Source organism: Pseudomonas sp. AC172, assembly GCF_979258595.1.
In genome coordinates this window covers 5,165,116-5,182,045 of sequence record NZ_OZ409868.1, presented here as the reverse complement: position 1 = coordinate 5,182,045, position 16,930 = coordinate 5,165,116, and the positions used below count along the sequence as shown (strand labels likewise).

At 61.7% G+C, this 16,930-nt stretch carries 13 protein-coding genes; all 13 read left to right on the top strand.

Translation table 11 applies throughout. The annotated features are described in order from the left end of the window. The first annotated feature begins 7 nt into the window (after positions 1 to 7). Positions 8 to 430 carry a hypothetical protein gene (locus ACZ0A4_RS23490; protein WP_463576520.1) on the top strand — a complete coding sequence of 141 codons (423 nt, stop codon included), beginning with the start codon at positions 8 to 10 and terminating at the stop codon, positions 428 to 430. A 69-nt stretch (positions 431 to 499) separates the two neighbouring features. Then, positions 500 to 2,287, top strand: coding sequence for a type VI secretion system baseplate subunit TssF (gene tssF / locus ACZ0A4_RS23485; RefSeq protein ID WP_463556160.1), 1,788 nt, complete (start codon positions 500 to 502; stop codon positions 2,285 to 2,287). Next, positions 2,251 to 3,258 (top strand): type VI secretion system baseplate subunit TssG, encoded by a 1,008-nt coding sequence (gene tssG / locus ACZ0A4_RS23480; RefSeq protein WP_397483749.1) that lies wholly within the window; start codon positions 2,251 to 2,253, stop codon positions 3,256 to 3,258. Before tssF ends, tssG begins: the two co-directional genes overlap by 37 nt. 11 nt (positions 3,259 to 3,269) lie before the next feature. Beyond that, positions 3,270 to 5,927 (top strand): type VI secretion system ATPase TssH, encoded by a 2,658-nt coding sequence (gene tssH / locus ACZ0A4_RS23475; RefSeq protein ID WP_463576519.1) that lies wholly within the window; start codon positions 3,270 to 3,272, stop codon positions 5,925 to 5,927. 10 nt (positions 5,928 to 5,937) lie between these two features. Further along, on the top strand, positions 5,938 to 7,458 hold the full coding sequence (locus ACZ0A4_RS23470; RefSeq protein ID WP_463576518.1) for a sigma-54 interaction domain-containing protein: 1,521 nt from the start codon (positions 5,938 to 5,940) through the stop codon (positions 7,456 to 7,458). 93 nt (positions 7,459 to 7,551) lie between these two features. After that, positions 7,552 to 7,692 (top strand): hypothetical protein, encoded by a 141-nt coding sequence (locus ACZ0A4_RS23465; protein WP_007920296.1) that lies wholly within the window; start codon positions 7,552 to 7,554, stop codon positions 7,690 to 7,692. Between the two features lie 18 nt (positions 7,693 to 7,710). Continuing rightward, positions 7,711 to 8,907, top strand: coding sequence for a type VI secretion system-associated FHA domain protein TagH (gene tagH / locus ACZ0A4_RS23460; protein ID WP_463576517.1), 1,197 nt, complete (start codon positions 7,711 to 7,713; stop codon positions 8,905 to 8,907). Positions 8,908 to 8,912: 5 nt separating this feature from the next. Further along, positions 8,913 to 9,413 carry a type VI secretion system lipoprotein TssJ gene (gene tssJ, locus ACZ0A4_RS23455; protein WP_095119786.1) on the top strand — a complete coding sequence of 167 codons (501 nt, stop codon included), beginning with the start codon at positions 8,913 to 8,915 and terminating at the stop codon, positions 9,411 to 9,413. A gap of 2 nt (positions 9,414 to 9,415) precedes the next feature. Then, positions 9,416 to 10,747 carry a type VI secretion system baseplate subunit TssK gene (gene tssK, locus ACZ0A4_RS23450; protein WP_007920300.1) on the top strand — a complete coding sequence of 444 codons (1,332 nt, stop codon included), beginning with the start codon at positions 9,416 to 9,418 and terminating at the stop codon, positions 10,745 to 10,747. Between the two features lie 5 nt (positions 10,748 to 10,752). After that, entirely contained in the window at positions 10,753 to 11,628 is an 876-nt protein-coding gene (gene icmH / locus ACZ0A4_RS23445; protein ID WP_016985783.1) for a type IVB secretion system protein IcmH/DotU, read from the top strand. A 13-nt stretch (positions 11,629 to 11,641) separates the two neighbouring features. Continuing rightward, complete coding sequence (gene tssM / locus ACZ0A4_RS23440) at positions 11,642 to 15,181, top strand: type VI secretion system membrane subunit TssM (protein WP_463576516.1); 3,540 nt, start codon at positions 11,642 to 11,644, stop codon at positions 15,179 to 15,181. Next, on the top strand, positions 15,181 to 15,909 hold the full coding sequence (locus ACZ0A4_RS23435; RefSeq protein WP_463576515.1) for a PP2C family protein-serine/threonine phosphatase: 729 nt from the start codon (positions 15,181 to 15,183) through the stop codon (positions 15,907 to 15,909). The genes tssM and ACZ0A4_RS23435 overlap by 1 nt, the downstream gene beginning before the upstream one ends. Then, positions 15,906 to 16,907, top strand: a complete 1,002-nt coding sequence (locus ACZ0A4_RS23430) for a serine/threonine-protein kinase (protein ID WP_463576514.1) — start codon at positions 15,906 to 15,908, stop codon at positions 16,905 to 16,907. The genes ACZ0A4_RS23435 and ACZ0A4_RS23430 overlap by 4 nt, the downstream gene beginning before the upstream one ends. Positions 16,908 to 16,930: the final 23 nt, after the last annotated feature.

The window sequence follows — 16,930 nt, the reverse complement described above, 5'->3', positions numbered from 1 at the left end:
TAGCCGTATGAACAACTACGTGCGTCTGGCCCTATGCCTGTTAATCCACGCTTTCGGATGCGTGGCTTACGCGTTATTGAACGACGCGGTCGTGCACGCTTACAAGCTATTCAACGGCGGATTCACCTCCCGCGGTGTCGCCATTGGCATGGCGAGTTACGCACTGTTTTACATTTTTTTTGGCGTCAACCTGATCGTTGCGCTGATTCCAAATCTGGTTGCCAAGCTAGGCACCCTTTGTCTGATGGTGGGCTTCATCCTGCTCTGGATGCTACCCGACAACCCGATAAGAGCCCTGTTTTACGGCGTAGCCCAAGGCTGCGTCACGTTGCTGGCGATCCTCACCACTCAAGTCATCGAGTTGCGTTGGGCCTTGCGAAATATCGCAGGTCGCATTCAGCCAAGTCAGCCTGCAGGTGCAATCCAATGACCAGGTCGGACATCGAGCGTAATCCGCAGCACAGTTATTCCATGAGTTCCACTACCAGGCAGGTAACCCGTGTCGTTTAACCACTACTACCAAAGCGAACTCACCGCACTGCGCCAACTCGGTCGCCGTTTCGCCGAGCGTAGTCCGGCGCTGGCGCCGTATCTGGGGCAGGCCGGGCGGGATCCGGATGTGGAGCGGTTGCTCGAAGGTTTTGCGTTTCTGACCGGGCGTCTGCGCCAGAAGCTCGATGACGAGTTGCCGGAGCTCAGCCATTCGCTGATGCAACTGCTGTGGCCGAACTACATGCGCCCGCTGCCGGCGTTCAGCATTTTGCAGTTCGATCCGCTCAAGCGTTCCGGGCCTGCGTTGCGTGTCGAGCGTGATACGCCGATCGAAAGCAAGCCGATCGAGGACGTGCGTTGCCGCTTCCGCACCTGCTACCCGACCGACGTGTTGCCGCTGGATCTGGCCGCGTTGAATTACTCGGTGAAAGGCGACGGCTCGCTGCTCAGCCTGCGTCTGGAAATGAGCGCCGACGGCCACCTCGGTGAGCTGGAATTGAGCAAACTGCGTCTGCACTTTGCCGGTGAGCGCTACATCAGCCAGATGCTCTACCTGAGCCTGCTGCGCAATCTCGAGGGTATCGAGCTGATCCCGCTCGACGGCGCCGGCAAACCGATTGATGGTGTCAGCGGCAAGCCGATGGCGTTCAAGATTCCGGGTGATCGGGTCAAACCGGTGGGCTTTGCCGAAGAAGAAGCGTTGATCCCGTATCCGCTGAACACCTTCCGTGGCTATCGCTACCTGCAGGAATACTTCGCCTTCCAGGACAAGTTCCTGTTCGTCGACGTCAACGGTCTGGACATCATCAACGCGTTGCCGGAAGACACACTCAAGCAGATGCGCGGCCTCGAATTGCGCTTCGACATTCGCAAGAGCGGCATCATGCGCATGCGTCCGACCCTGGATAACGTGAAGCTGTTCTGCACGCCGATTGCCAACCTCTTCGCCCACGATGCATTGCCGATCCGCCTCGACGGCAAGCAGGACGAATACCTGTTGCTGCCGGCGGAATTCGATCTGGAAAACTGCGGCGTGTTTTCGGTGGAAACCGTGACCGGGTGGAAGCCGGGTGGCCTCGGCTATCAGGAATACGTGCCGTTCGAATCCTTCGAGCACGACCCGAGTTTCGACGTGCCCAACAGCCGTCCGCACTACAGCATTCGCCAGCGCTCTTCGCTGTTGCACGACGGCCTCGACACCTACCTGAGCTTCGGCATTCGTCACACCGAGGCCCATGAAACCCTGTCGATCGAGCTGATCTGCACCAACCAGAACCTGCCGCGCAAGCTCAAGCTGGGCGACATCTGCATGGCCTGTGAAGAGACGCCCGAGTTCCTCAGTTTCCGCAACATCACCCCGGCCACTTCCAGTTTCGCGCCACCGCTGAACCGTGACTTCCTGTGGAAGCTGATCAGCAACATGTCGCTTAACTATCTGTCGCTGGCCGACGTCAATGCGTTGAAGGTGATTCTCGAAACCTACGACCTGCCGCGCTACTACGACCAGCACGCGGAGAAGGTCAGCAAACGCCTGCTCGGCGGCCTCAAGCACATCAAGCATCACCACGTCGACCGCTTGCACCGTGGCTTGCCGGTGCGCGGTTTGCGTACCGAACTGACCATCGACCCTGAAGGGTATATCGGCGAAGGCGACCTGTTCGTTTTCGCTTCGGTTCTTAACGAGTTTTTCGCGCTTTACGCCAGTCTCAATTCATTCCATGAGCTGCGCGTAAAAAGCACACAGGGAGAGGTGTACCAATGGACACCACGTATGGGCCTGCAGCCCCTGCTTTAAGCGGGCTGACCAAGGTAATACGCGAGTACTCGCTGTTTCAGGCCGTGCTGCTGGTGATCGACCGGCTGCGCGAGGCACACCCGCACCTGAGCGAAGACGATCTGTACGACCACGTGGAGTTTCAGGCCAACCCGAGCCTGGGCTTTCCGCGCAGCGACGTCGATCGCGTCGAGTTTTTCGAAGAGCACGGGCAGATGCGCGCGCGCATGCGTTTCAACCTGATCGGCCTGGTCGGTTCCGGTTCGCCGTTGCCGGCGTTCTACGGCGAACAAGCCTTGGGCGACAGCGAGGACGGCAACCCGACGCGCAACTTCCTCGACCTGTTCCACCATCGCCTGCAACGGTTGATGCTGCCAATCTGGCGAAAATACCGCTACCGCGCGAGCTTCCAGAGCGGCGCGCTCGATCCGTTCTCGTCGCAGCTGTTTGCCCTGATCGGCCTGGGCGGCGACGAGATCCGCAAGGCCAAGGAACTCAACTGGAAGCGCCTGCTGCCGTACCTCGGCTTGCTCAGCTTGCGGGCGCACTCGGCAGCGTTGATCGAAGCCGTGCTGCGTTACTACTTCAAGCACGAAGACCTGGTCATCGAGCAGTGCATCGAGCGCCGCGTCGAGATTCTCGAAGAGCAGCGCAATCGTTTGGGCCGTGCCAACAGCCTGCTCGGTGAAGACCTCGTACTCGGCGAACACGTGCGCGATCGCAGCGGCAAATTCCGCATTCACATCACCGAACTCGACTGGCAGCGATTCCATGAATTCCTGCCGATCGGTTTCGGTTACCAGCCGCTCTGCGCGCTGGTGCGGTTCACCTTGCGTGACCCGCTCGATTACGACATCCGCCTGGTCTTGCGCCAGGAAGAAATCCGCGAACTGCGCATCGGTGAGCAGAACGCCTGTCGCCTCGGTTGGACCAGTTGGCTGGGCCGCGAAAAAGCGGACGGCGTGGTAACCCTGGGCAGCAAAATTCATTAAGGACGTGAGCCATGATCAACGTAGACCTGCAACAACTCATCCAGGCGCTGGACGCCGAAACCCGCCGTGATCTGGAACGTTCCGCCGAGCGTTGCGTGGCCCGTGGCGGCAGCAAGATCCTCGTCGAAGACCTGATGCTCGGCCTGCTGGAGCGTCCAAACGGCTTGCTCGCACGCGCGCTGCAAGATGCCGATGTCGATGCCGGCGAACTCAGTGCCGCGCTGCAATCGCGGGTTGAGCACAGCGCTTCGCGCAACCCGGTATTCGCCCCGGAACTGGTGCAGTGGCTGCAAGATGCGCTGCTGGTGGCCAACCTCGAACTGGGCCAGACCCAGGTCGAAGACGCTGCGCTGATCCTCGCGCTGCTGCGCAATCCGATGCGCTACGCCGGCAGCCGTTACCAGCCGCTGCTCGCCAAGCTGAACATCGATCGCCTGAAGGAATTTGCCCTGTCGCAACAGGAGCAACCGGCGGCCAACGGCAAACCAGCGGCACAGGGCGAATCGCTGTTGCAGCGCTTCACCCACAACCTGACCCAACAGGCCCGCGACGGCAAACTCGACCCGGTGTTGTGCCGTGACGGCGCGATTCGCCAGATGGTCGACATCCTCGCCCGTCGCCGCAAGAACAACCCGATCGTCGTCGGTGAGGCCGGTGTCGGTAAGACCGCCATCGTCGAAGGCCTGGCCTCGCGCATCGCCGCCGGTGAAGTGCCGCAAGTGCTCAAAGGCGTGGAGCTGCTGTCGCTGGACATGGGCCTGTTGCAGGCCGGGGCCAGCGTCAAAGGTGAATTCGAGCGTCGCCTCAAAGGCGTGATCGACGAAGTCAAAGCTTCGCCGAAACCGATCATTCTGTTCATCGACGAAGCCCACACCCTGATCGGCGCGGGCGGCAACGCGGGCGGTTCCGATGCGGCCAACCTGCTGAAGCCAGCGCTGGCCCGTGGCGAGTTGCGCACCATCGCCGCGACCACTTGGGCTGAGTACAAGAAATACTTCGAGAAGGACCCGGCGCTGGCCCGTCGTTTCCAGCCAGTGCAACTGCACGAACCGACCGTCAGCGAAGCGGTGACCATCCTTCGTGGTCTGGCCCAGGTTTACGAGAAGAGCCACGGCATCTATCTGCGTGATGACGCGGTAGTTTCGGCGGCGGAATTGTCCGCGCGTTATCTGGCCGGTCGGCAGCTGCCGGACAAAGCCGTCGACGTCCTCGACACCGCTTGCGCCCGCGTGCGCATCAGCCTCGCCGCCGCGCCGGAAAGCCTTGAGCGTCTGCGTGGCGAACTGGCCGAAGGTGGCCGTCAGCGTCAGGCGCTGCGTCGCGATGCCGAAGCCGGTCTGCTGATCGACCACGAAGCACTGGATGCGCTGGAAGCGCGTCTCGCCGAAGCCGAAACTGAAATGGTCGCGCTGGAAACCCTGTGGACTGAACAGAAACAACTGGCCGAGCGCCTGCTGGAACTGCGTCAGCAACTGGCCAAGGCTCGCGAAGCCGCAGCGGTCGAGCCAGTGGTCACCGTTGAAGAAGACGCCGGAGGCACGGTTATCGAAACCGTCGCTGCCGAAGTCGAAGAAGGCCAGAGCGTCGAAGCGCTGGAAGCCCAGCTCAACGAAACTCACAGCGCCCTGACTGCTGCACAAGTCAAAGAGCGTCTGGTCAGTTTCGAAGTGTGCCCGCGTCTGGTCGCCGAAGTGATCAGCGCCTGGACCGGCGTGCCATTGGCGCAACTGGCCCGCGAACACAACGCCAAAGTCGCCAGTTTCGCCACCGACCTGCGCACGCGCATTCGCGGTCAGGAGCAAGCCGTGCACGCACTGGATCGCTCGATGCGTGCCACCGCTGCCGGCCTGAACAAACCTGATGCACCGGTCGGCGTGTTCCTGTTGGTTGGCCCGAGCGGCGTCGGCAAGACCGAAACCGCATTGGCCTTGGCTGACTTGCTGTATGGCGGTGATCGTTTCATCACCACCATCAACATGTCCGAATTCCAGGAGAAGCACACCGTTTCCCGTTTGATCGGCGCGCCACCGGGCTACGTCGGTTACGGCGAGGGCGGCATGCTCACCGAAGCCGTACGCCAGAAACCGTACTCGGTGGTGCTGCTCGATGAGGTCGAGAAGGCTGACCCGGACGTGCTCAACCTGTTCTACCAAATCTTCGACAAAGGCGTGGCCAACGACGGCGAAGGGCGCGAGATCGACTTCCGCAACACGTTGATCCTGATGACCTCGAATCTTGGCAGCGACCGCATCAGCGATCTCTGCGAGAACGGCGCACGGCCGACCGCCGAGTTGCTCGAAGAAACCATTCGCCCGGTCCTCAGCAAACACTTCAAACCGGCGCTGCTGGCGCGGATGAAAGTGGTGCCGTACTACCCGGTTGGCGGCCCGGTACTGCGCGAGCTGATCGAGATCAAACTCGGTCGTCTCGGCGAGCGTCTCAACCGTCGTCAGCTGGATTTCAGCTGGTGCCAGAACCTCGTCGATCACCTGTCCGAGCGTTGCACGCAGAGCGACAGCGGCGCGCGCCTGATCGACCATTTGCTCGACCAGCACGTGCTGCCGCTGGTGGCGGATCGTTTGCTCGACGCCATGGCCACCGGCGAAAGCCTCAAGCGTGTGCATGCCACGCTCGACGGCGAAGCCAGCGTGACGTGCGAGTTCGCCTGAGGTGGGTGTGATGTTCACTCAGGTGCCGCAGCCACTGGTCTATGCCGAAGCGTTGCTGGCGCAGTTCGCCAGTCTGTCGCGGGCGGCGGACGGTGCTGCGTTGCTGGGTGACTTCGTGCGCGGGCTGGCCGAGCTGAGCGGTTGCGAATTGACGCAGCTGTATCTGCTCGACGCAACCCACACGTGCCTGGGGATGAACGCCGAATGCCTCGACGGCGCCTTGCAACCGCGTGAATCGGCGAGCCTGCCGGCGGATTACAACGGTGAGCAACTGCTGCAATTCGCCCTGTGCCAGAACCGCGTGGTGTGCCTCGACGATTTGAGCGGCAGCTTGCACGAAACCAGTTTTCTGCCAGCGGCGACCTCGCCGTGGCAGTCGCTGTTGTGCGTGCCACTGGTCAATCAGCACAAAGCTGTTGAAGGTTTGCTGCTGTGCGCCAGCCGTCGTCGCACCAATCTGCAAGGCTTCGCTAATTCCCTCGGCCAACTCGGCTCATTCGTGCTTGGCCAATTGCATTTGCTGCAACGCCTGCGTCAGCCGCTGGCGGAATCGGCAACAGTGGCGCGTAGCGTACCGAGCATCAGTGGCTACGGCTTGATCGGTAAAAGCGCGGCGATGCGCCAGACCCATTCGCTGATCAGCAAAGTCCTGCACAGCCCGTACACCGTGTTGTTGCGCGGTGAAACCGGCACCGGCAAGGAAGTCGTCGCGCGCGCGATTCACGATTGCGGCCCGCGCCGCTCCCAGGCGTTCATCGTGCAGAACTGCGCGGCGGTCCCGGAAAACCTGCTGGAAAGCGAATTGTTCGGCTATCGCAAAGGCGCGTTCACCGGCGCTGATCGCGACCGCGCGGGACTGTTCGATGCGGCCAATGGCGGCACGCTGCTACTCGACGAGATCGGCGACATGCCGCTGTCGTTGCAGGCGAAGATTTTGCGTGTGTTGCAGGAAGGCGAGATTCGTCCGCTGGGTTCCAACGACACCCACAAAATCGATGTGCGCATCATCGCCGCGACCCACCGCGATCTGTCGACGCTGGTCAGCGAAGGCAAATTCCGCGAGGACTTGTACTACCGCCTCGCGCAATTCCCGATCGAGCTGCCGGCGCTGCGTCAGCGCGAAGGCGACATCCTCGAACTGGCCCAGCACTTCGCCGAGAAGACCTGCACGTATTTGCAGCGCGATATGGTGCGTTGGTCGAGTGCTGCGCTGGAACACCTGTCCGGCTACAACTTCCCCGGCAACGTGCGTGAACTCAAGGCATTGGTCGAGCGCGCGGTGCTGTTGTGCGAAGGCGGCGAATTGCTCGCCGAGCATTTCTCTCTGCGCATGGAGCCGATGCCGGAAGACAACAGCCACTTGAATCTGCGCGAACGTCTGGAGCAGGTCGAACGTACTTTGTTGCTCGATTGCCTGCGCAAGAACGACGGCAACCAGACCCTCGCCGCCCGCGAACTGGGTCTGCCGCGACGCACGCTGCTGTATCGGCTCGGCCGTCTGAACATCAATCTGGGAGATTTCGATGGGTAGGCAAAACATCATCGATTTTCCCGCAAAAACCAATTTCAGCGCCGCCCGCAAGGGTCGGCGCTTTGTGCTTTGTCTACCCCTGGAGACCCTCTGATGTCTGTTCGTCACTGGCAAGCTGTCCTGCTGACCCTCGTCGTTCTATGCGGCCTGGGCGGCTGTAGCGGCAACTACAAATTCAACGACAACGACTATCGCCCGTTGGGTGATCCGCAAGCGGTCAATCGCGGCAAGTGACCGCAAGGAGCATCAAACATGGAATTGGTTTTCGAAATGCTGAACACCAAGCAGTTCGTGCCCACCGAGTTGTGCCAGAAGACCTTTAAACAGGCCGGCGGCGTGATCGGGCGTGGCGAGGACTGCGACTGGATCATCCCTGACCGCAAGCGTCACCTGTCCAATCACCACGCGATTGTCAGCTACCGCGAGGGCACGTTCTTCCTCACCGACACCAGCAGCAACGGTGTTCAGGACGGCGAGAGCGGCGCACGCTTGCACAAAGGCGAACCGGTGCGCATCGAACACGGCAGCACCTACGTGCTGGGCGACTTCGAAATTCGCGCGCGCCTGGTGCGCGACCCGGCGACCTTCGACGGTGAAGTCGGCCGTCCACGCGCTGCCGGCAGCATCATCCCGGACGACGCGTTCCTCGATCTCGACCCGCTCAATGCCCTCGAACAGCAAGAGCGTGTGTACTCGGAAATCGACGAACTGCTGGCGCCCAACACCAAGCCTGAGGACTCCCGTCAGCGTGCCGACTACGCGCGCATCGACATGGAGAGCCTGATGGTGCCGGAGCTGATTGCAGCCCCCGTCGATCCTGAGCCCGCTCCGGCGCCGAAAGCCGTTGAGCGTCAAAGCGAAGGTTTCTGGGATCATTTCGGTGCGGCGCTGGGCGTCGACGTCAAAGGCCTCAGCCACGACGAACGCGAAGCCCTCGCCCTGAACGCTGCTCGCTTGCTGCGTCAGAGCATCGGCGGTTTGCAGCAGAGCCTGCGTACCCGTTCCGAGCTGAAAAACGAGCTGCGTCTGGCCCAGACCACCGTGCAAGGCACCAACAAGAACCCGCTGAAATTCGCCGTCGATCCGAGCGAAGCCCTGCAGATTCTGTTGCAGCCAAGCAAGCCCGGGCATCTGCCGGCCGAGCAAGCCATTTCCCGCGCGTTCCGCGATCTGCAGGCGCATCAAGTGGCGCTGCTGACCGCCAGTCGCGCCGCCGTACGCGGCACGCTGGAGCACTTCTCGCCAGAGCAACTGACCCTGCGTTTCGAGCGCGACAACAAGCCGTTGATCGCAACCTCGGGCGGGCGCTGGAGAGCGTTCGGCCGTTATCACCAGGCGCTGCGTCAGGACGATGACTGGAGCGAGCGTCTGCTGGCCCGCGACTTTGCCCAGGCCTACGAAGAACAGATCCGCCTGATCTCCACCCTCCACACCGACCACCAAGGATGATGCGCATGTCTCGCCGCTCGACCGCTTTTTTCAAGACGCTGACTGCGCTCACCGTGCTGGTGCTGCTCGCCGGTTGCTCGTCGCTGTCGCCGTACTCGAAAGTGACCAAGATCAACCTGAAGCTGACCGGCAGCGATCAGCTCAACCCGGACCTCAATGGTCGGCCATCGCCGATCGTTGTGCGCCTGTTCGAACTCAAGCACCCGGTGACTTTCGAGAACGCTGATTTCTTCAGCCTCTACGAACGCGCCAAGGAATCCCTCAATCCGGATCTGGTGGCCAGCGAAGAACTCGAACTGCGCCCGGGTGAAACCGTGGAAATGAAGCTCAAAGTGGAAGAGGGCAGCCTGTATGTTGGTGTTCTCGCCGCTTACCGCGACTTGCCGGACACCCAATGGCGCCACACCATTCAGATCACTCCGCTGGAAGTCACCGAAGTCGATCTGACTCTGGACCAGACCGGCATCCGTAACACCAATCAAGTGCTCGCCAAGGCGGATGACTGATCATGAATACCCATAAAGTCATTTGGCAGGAAGGCATGCTGCTGCGTCCGCAGCACTTCCAGCACAACGATCGTTATTACGATCACCAGATGAAAACCCGCACGCAATTGCTGGGTGGCTACACCTGGGGTTTCCTCAATCTGGAGATCGACCTGCAGTTCCTCAACATGGGCAAACTGGTGATCAGTGAAGCCTCGGGGATTCTGCCGGACGGCAGCCTGTTCGAACTCGGTGGCAATACTGAGCCGCTGGCGCTGGACGTGCCGCCGAACACCGGCAATACGCCGATCTACCTGGCGCTGCCGCTGGTCACTGGTAACCACATCGAATCGCGCCGTCCGGAGCAATCCGACGTGCTCGCGCGTTACACCGCGTACGACGCCGAAGTCGCCGACTCCAATGCCGGCGACGATTCCGCCAGCCAGGTCAGCTGTGGTCGCCCGGACTTCAAACTGTTGCTCGGCGAGCAGCAGAGCGATCAGGCCTACGTGAAGCTGAAAATCTGCGACGTGCTCGACACCACGCCGGACGGCGTGATCAGCCTCGACCCGGACTTCGTGCCGACCTACATTCAGGCCCACGCCTCCAGCTACTTGCTGTCGTGCCTGAAAGAAGTCATCAGCATGCTCAACCACCGTGGCGACACCATTGCCGAGCGGATTCGCTCGAACGGCAAGGTTGGCGGCGCGGAGGTCGGCGACTTCATGATGCTGCAACTGATCAACCGCACCGAGTTGCTGCTGCGCCACTACCTCGGCCTGGAGCAAGTGCACCCGGAAGAGTTGTACCGCACGTTGCTGACCATGCTCGGCGATCTGGCGACCTTCTCCGGCGAAAGCAAACGTCCGCGTCTGGACAGCCGCTACTCCCACGCTGACCAGGGCGGCAGTTTCCGCAAACTGATGGAAGCGATTCGTCAGGTGCTGTCGATGGTGCTCGAACAGCACGCCATCGAGCTGATCCTGCAAGCGCGTCAGTACGGCATCATCGTCTCGCCGTTGCACGACCACAAACTGCTCGGCTCGGCGTCGTTCGTGCTGGCCGCCAGTGCCAACTGCGATTCCGAAGAACTGCGCCACCGCTTGCCGGCGCACCTCAAGGTCGGCCCGGTGGAGCGCATCCGCCAACTGGTCAACCTGCACTTGCCGGGGATCAAGGTCAAACCGTTGCCGGTGGCCCCACGGCAGATCGCGTTCCACTCGAACAAAACCTATTTCATCCTCGAACTCAGTTCCGAAGACCTGGCACAACTCGAGCGCTCCGGCGGTTTCGCGTTCCACGTGTCCGGCGAATTCGCCGAGCTTGAACTGAAATTCTGGGCCATCAGGAACTGACCGACATGATCAAGGAAACGGATTACAACCAGGACGACAAAACCGTCCTGCTCGATCGTCAAGGCCACGGACCGGCATCGAGTCCGCTGACCGACTTCGCCGCGCCACCGCGTTTCGAGCAACTGGAAGAACGCATGATCTACGCTGCGCGCCTGCGCCCGGCGGAAGCGTTCAACATCAGCCTCAATTCGCTGGTCGCCGCCTCGTCTGAGCTGCTCTCGGAAGTGGTGCGCCTCAAGCACAGCGAAACCCGCGAAGACTTGTACGCGCTGAATGAGCGCCTGACCGCCGGGCTTAAGCTGTTTGAAGTACGCGCCCTGCACAACGGCGCCGAAAGCAGCCAGGTGATGGCCGCGCGTTACGTGCTCTGCACCGTGGTCGACGAAGCCGTCGTGACCACGCCGTGGGGCAACGAAAGCGAATGGTCGCAAATGAGCCTGCTGAGCAGCTTCCACAACGAAACCTTCGGTGGCGAGAAGTTCTTCCAGCTGCTCGATCGGTTGTCGAAAAACCCGGTCAAGCACTTGCCGATGCTCGAGCTGATGTACCTGTGCCTGTCCCTCGGTTTCGAGGGCAAGTACCGCGTCCAGGCACGCGGCATGCTCGAACTTGAAGGCATCCGCGATGCTCTGTACCGGCAGATCCGTCAGTTGCGTGGCGACGTGCCGCGCGAGTTGTCGCCGCACTGGGAAGGCTTGAACGATCAGCGTCGCAACCTGGTGCGCATCGTGCCGGCGTGGATGGTGGTGTTGTTCACTTTCGTCTGTCTGGTGGTGATGTATTCGGGCTTCGCCTGGGTCTTGGGCGAGCAGCGCGACACCGTTCTGCAACCTTATCAGCCGCTTGATCCGGCCGCGGTGCAACCGCAGTCGCAGCCGTAAACAGGGACGTGTGATGAAAAAGTTTTTCAAGAAAGTCGGCGCCTTCCTGCGCCAGACCTGGGTCTGGACCTTGCTGCTGGTGCTGTTCGTGGCGCTGCTGGTGTGGTTCGTCGGCCCGTTGTTGGCGGTTGATGACTACAAGTTCTGGGAGAGCTCGACCGCTCGCCTGCTGACCATCGCCGTGCTGTTCCTGATCTGGGGCCTGACCATGGTCTTCGTCAGCTGGCGCTCGGGTATTCGCAAGAAAGCCGAGGAAGAAAGCGAAGACGGCCAGGACCGCATTCGCCGCGAAGAGCTGATCGACGAGGAACAGAAAGAGTTGAAGGCGCGCTTCAAAGATGCGCTGAAAACCCTGAAGACCTCGAGCCTGTATCGCGGCCGCAGCGAGCGCTGGCGCAGTGACTTGCCGTGGTACCTGCTGATCGGTCCGCAGGCCTCGGGCAAAACCAGTCTGCTGGACTTTTCCGGTCTGGAATTCCCGATCAACAAGATCGACCGCAAGCTGACCCGCGACACCCTCGGCACCCGTCATTGCGACTGGTACTTTGCCGACCACGGTGTGCTGATCGACACCGCCGGGCGTTACACCACGCAACCGGATGTGGAAGTCGACGGCGGTGCCTGGACGACGTTGCTGGAGCTGCTGCGCAAGCGCCGTCGCGGGCGTCCGTTGAACGGCGTGCTGGTGACCATTCCGGTGGAAACCCTGCTCGGCGGCAGCGAACAAGACATCGATACCCTCGCGCGTCAGATTCGTGGTCGTCTGCAAGACGTGCATCAGAAACTGCACGTCGACGTGCCGGTGTATCTGGTCCTGAGCAAGGCTGACAAGCTGCTCGGCTTCGACGAGTTCTTCGATCAACTGACCCGCGAAGAAAGCGATCAGGTACTCGGCACCAGTTTCCGCAAGGATCAGGTCGGCACCGACGTCGCTGTGCTGCGCAACGAGTTCGAAGAACTGCTGCGGCGCCTCAACAGCCAAGTGATCATGCGCATGCACTCCGAGCGCGACACTCAGCGCCGTGGCCGCATCCTCGACTTCCCGCATCAACTGGGGCAGATCGGCGAGCGCCTGTGCCTGTTCGTCGACATGGCGTTCACCGGCAACCGTTATCAGCGTGCCACGCAATTGCGCGGTTTCTACCTGACCAGCGCGCCGCACCTGACCCAGGAAATGGATGCGACCACCGCCGGCATCGGCGCCAGCCTCGGCATGAGCGCCGGTGTGCTGCCGACACTGCGCAGCGGCCGTTCGCGGTTCATCCACCACTTGTTCAGCCAGGTTATTTTCCCTGAGTCCGATCTGGCCGGTCTGGACAAGCGCGAACGCAGCCGCATTCATTGGGGCCAACGGGCGTTGTACGTTGGCGCACTGGCTGCACTAGCGTTGTTCGGCATGCTTTGGGCGGGCGGATTCTCGGCCAACTACGAGCGCCTGGAAAATCTGCGCAATCTGGCGCAGAACTGGACGCAGCAACGCACGGCGCTGTCGCCGCGTGACGACGCCATGGGCGTGCTGAAAACCCTCGACAGCAGCTACGCCGCAACGCAGGTGTTCCCGAAGAAGGGCGACGTTTCGTACCACGAACGGGGTGGTCTGTATCAGGGCGAAGACGTTAATCCAGTGGTCAAAGAGGCTTACGAGCGCGAGCTTGAAAAGCAACTGCTGCCACGGGTTGCAACGATGCTCGAAGGGCAGATCCGCGCCAATATGAAGGACCGTGACCGCCTGCTCAACAGCCTGCGCGCGTACCTGATGCTGAACATGAAAGACCGTCGCGATGCCGCGTGGCTGAAGGACTGGGTCGGCACGGACTGGTCGACGCGCTACACCGGCAACACTGCGGTGCAGAACGGTTTGAATGCGCACCTCGAGCGTTTGCTGAAGCAGCCGTTTATCTACCCGCTGAACGAGCAGTTGGTGACTCAGGCGCGTCAGGTCTTGCGCAGCGAATCGCTGGCTACCGTGGTTTACCGCATGCTCCGCGAGCAGGCGCGCAACCTGCCGGACTACCGTTTCAGCCAACACCTCGGTCCACAAGGCTCGCTATTTATCGGCACCGAATACGTGATCCCGGGCTTCTACACGCAAACCGGTTATCAGCAGTATTTCTCGGTACAGGGTTCGGCGCTGGTTACCGACATCCTGCGTGACAACTGGGTGCTGGGCGAAGGCGCGGGCATCAGCGACATGGACTTGCGTCGTCTGATGGTCGAGCTGGAGCAGCTGTACTTCCGCGACTACGCCAACTACTGGAGCGAAGCCGTTGGCCAGGTTGCCCTGCCGCCGATCAGCGACGCCGGTGAAGGCGCCGAACAACTGGCGGGCCTGACTTCGGCCAACTCGCCGGTACTGGCATTGCTCACCGAAGTGCGCGAGAACACCCGCTTCCAGGCGGCTGCAGATCCTGTCGAAGAAGCTGGCGACGCTGCTGATGCGCTGGCCGGGCAGAAAGGCAAACTGGGTAAAGTCGGCAAACTGGCGTCTGCCGTGGCGGACAAGGCTTCGGCCCTGAACGTGGCGAAGAACCTGCCGGACACCGCGAAGAAGTCGCTGCAACGCCGCTTCGAACCGCTGCATCGTTTGCTCGATGACAACAACGGCCCGGCGGCGGACTTGACGCCAGCGCTGAGCGCGCTCAACGACCTGCAACTGCAACTGGCCGGTCTGGCCCGTTCCAGCACGCCGGAACAAGCCGCGTTCGAAATGGCGAAAACCCGCATGAGCGGCCAGCGTGATGCGCTGACCAACCTGCGCAATGCGTCTAGCCGTCTGCCGCGTCCGCTCAGCGTGTGGTTCAACGTGCTGGCCGAAGACTCTTGGCGTCTGGTGCTCAACGATGCTTACCAATACCTGAACGGCCGTTATCAGAACGAGCTGTACAGCGTGTATGGCAAAACCATCAGCAAGCGTTATCCGTTCAGCGCCAGCAGCACCAGCGACGTGGCGATCAGCGATTTCCGCGAGTTCTTCCGGGCTCAAGGCACCGTCGACCGCTTCTTCGACAGCTACCTGCGTCCGTTCGTCAGCGGCGATCCGGGCAACTACCGCATGCGCAGCGTCGACGGTCACAGCCTGCCGGTGTCCAAGGTCTACCTCGATCAGATGGCAGCGGCGCTGACCATTCGTCAGAGCTTCTTCTCGATCAACCCGGCCGAGCCGACCGTGCAGTTCAAACTGGAGCCGTACACCCTCGACCCGGCGGTCAGCCGTTCCGAGTTCAAGTTCGGCGACAAGACCATGGAATACCGCCACGGTCCGATCCTGCCAATGTCGTTCAAATGGCCGACCGATGCTGAAGACGGTCGCACCAGTCTGGTCATGGACAAAATGGCCGGGCGCCCGATCGGCATCGAGAAGAACTCCGGCCCATGGTCGCTGTTCCGCCTGTTCGACCTGATGCAGACCGAGTACCTGACCGGTCGCGACGTGCTGGTGCTGAAAGCCGATGTGGGTGGCCTGCGCGCCAACTACCTGCTGACCAGCCAGCGCACGCCGAACCCGTTCGACATGGGCGTACTGCGCACCTTCCGTATGCCGGTGCAGCTCTGATGCTGGTGGCCAGTGCCTGGCGCAGCGCGGCGCGTACCGACCCGGGCAAGGTGCGGGCGCGCAACGAAGATGCTTTCCTCGACAATCCGCAGCAGGGGCTGTGGGTGGTCGCGGACGGCATGGGCGGTCATCAGGGTGGCGACATCGCCAGCCAGTTGATCGTCGCCAGCCTGGCTGAACTGCCGCAACACGAGGATTTCGACGAACGTCTCAAAGCCATCCGCCAGTGCCTGCACTGGCTGAACCGGCGTTTGGGGCAGGAGTTGACGGTCACCGCCGGGCGTCACGACAGCATCATGGGCAGCACCGTCGTCGCGCTGCTGGTGGAAGGCAATCGCGCGGCCTGCATCTGGGCCGGTGATAGCCGTTGCTACATGTGGCGCGGGCAGCGGCTGTATCAGCTGTCCAAGGATCATTCGCTGCAACAGCAACTGATCGACGAGCAGCAAATGAGCGTCGAACAAGCGGCAGCGCACCCGGCGGCTCAGGCGTTGACCCGAGCCGTCGGTGCCGCCGAACAACTGACCCTGGATGTCCTCGAACTCGAGGTCTATCCGGGCGATGTGTTTTTGCTCTGCAGCGATGGTTTGTATCAGGGCCTGAGCAGCGATGCCCTCGGCAACGCCCTCAGCCTCAGCGCGCCGCATGTGGCGCTGGAACGTTTGTTCGATGGCGCCCTGCGTGGCGCCGCGCGCGACAACCTGACAGCCGTGGTGATCCGCCAATGACTGAAATCGAATCCTCAGTCGATGACTTGCTGATGAGCGAAGAACAGGCCAACAACCTGACCTACTTCGCCTTCGCCAAGGAAAACAAGGCAGAACCTTTGCTGGCGCCGACCAAGGCCAGCATCGGGGCACTGCCGGATGTACTCGCCGGTCGCTACCACCTCGAGCGTCTGCTCGGGGCCGGTGGCATGGGCGCCGTTTACCGGGCGCGGGATCTGCTGCACGAACAGTTCGGCGATCCCGACCCATACATTGCGCTGAAAATCCTCAGCGAAGAATTTGCCGAATCGCCGGACGCCAGTGCCTTGCTCTACAGCGAGTTCGCCCTGACCCGACGCCTGCGCCACGACAACGTCGTGCGTGCGCACACCTTTGAAGTCGACACCGACTGCCAGCGGGCCTTCATCACCATGGAATACATGCGTGGCCTGACCCTGGACAAATTGCTCTGCGAGCGGCCCCTCGGCCTGCCGTGGCAAGAACTGCGCGACATCGTCCTGCCGCTGCTCGACACGCTGGCCTACGCCCACGGTCGCGGCGTGCTGCACGGGGACATGAAACCGAGCAACGTCATGCTCAGCGAAGACGGCTTGCGCCTCTTTGACTTCGGCCTTGGTCAGGCGGAGGAGGGCGTGATGCCCGGCCTGCCGCACCTGAGCCGCGAACGCTTCAACGCCTGGACCCCGGGCTACGCCGCCCCCGAACTGCTTGAGGGCCAACCGTTGTCGGCCAGCGCGGACGTGTACGGCGTGGCCTGCGTGATCTATGAACTGGCGGGCGGCAAACACCCGTTCCGCCGCTTGCCTTCGACCCAGGCCCGCGACGAGCACCTGGAGCTTGAGCTGCAAGCCCCGGCGAACTTACCGAAACATGGCTGGCCAGCGCTGCGAACCGCGCTGAGCTTCGACCCGGCAGAACGCACCATCACTGCCCAACAATTGCGTGACGCCTTGGGCGCCACTTCGTCCTGGCTGCAACGTCTGCGACTTCGGGCGTAACGGATGACATTCGAACAGGGAGC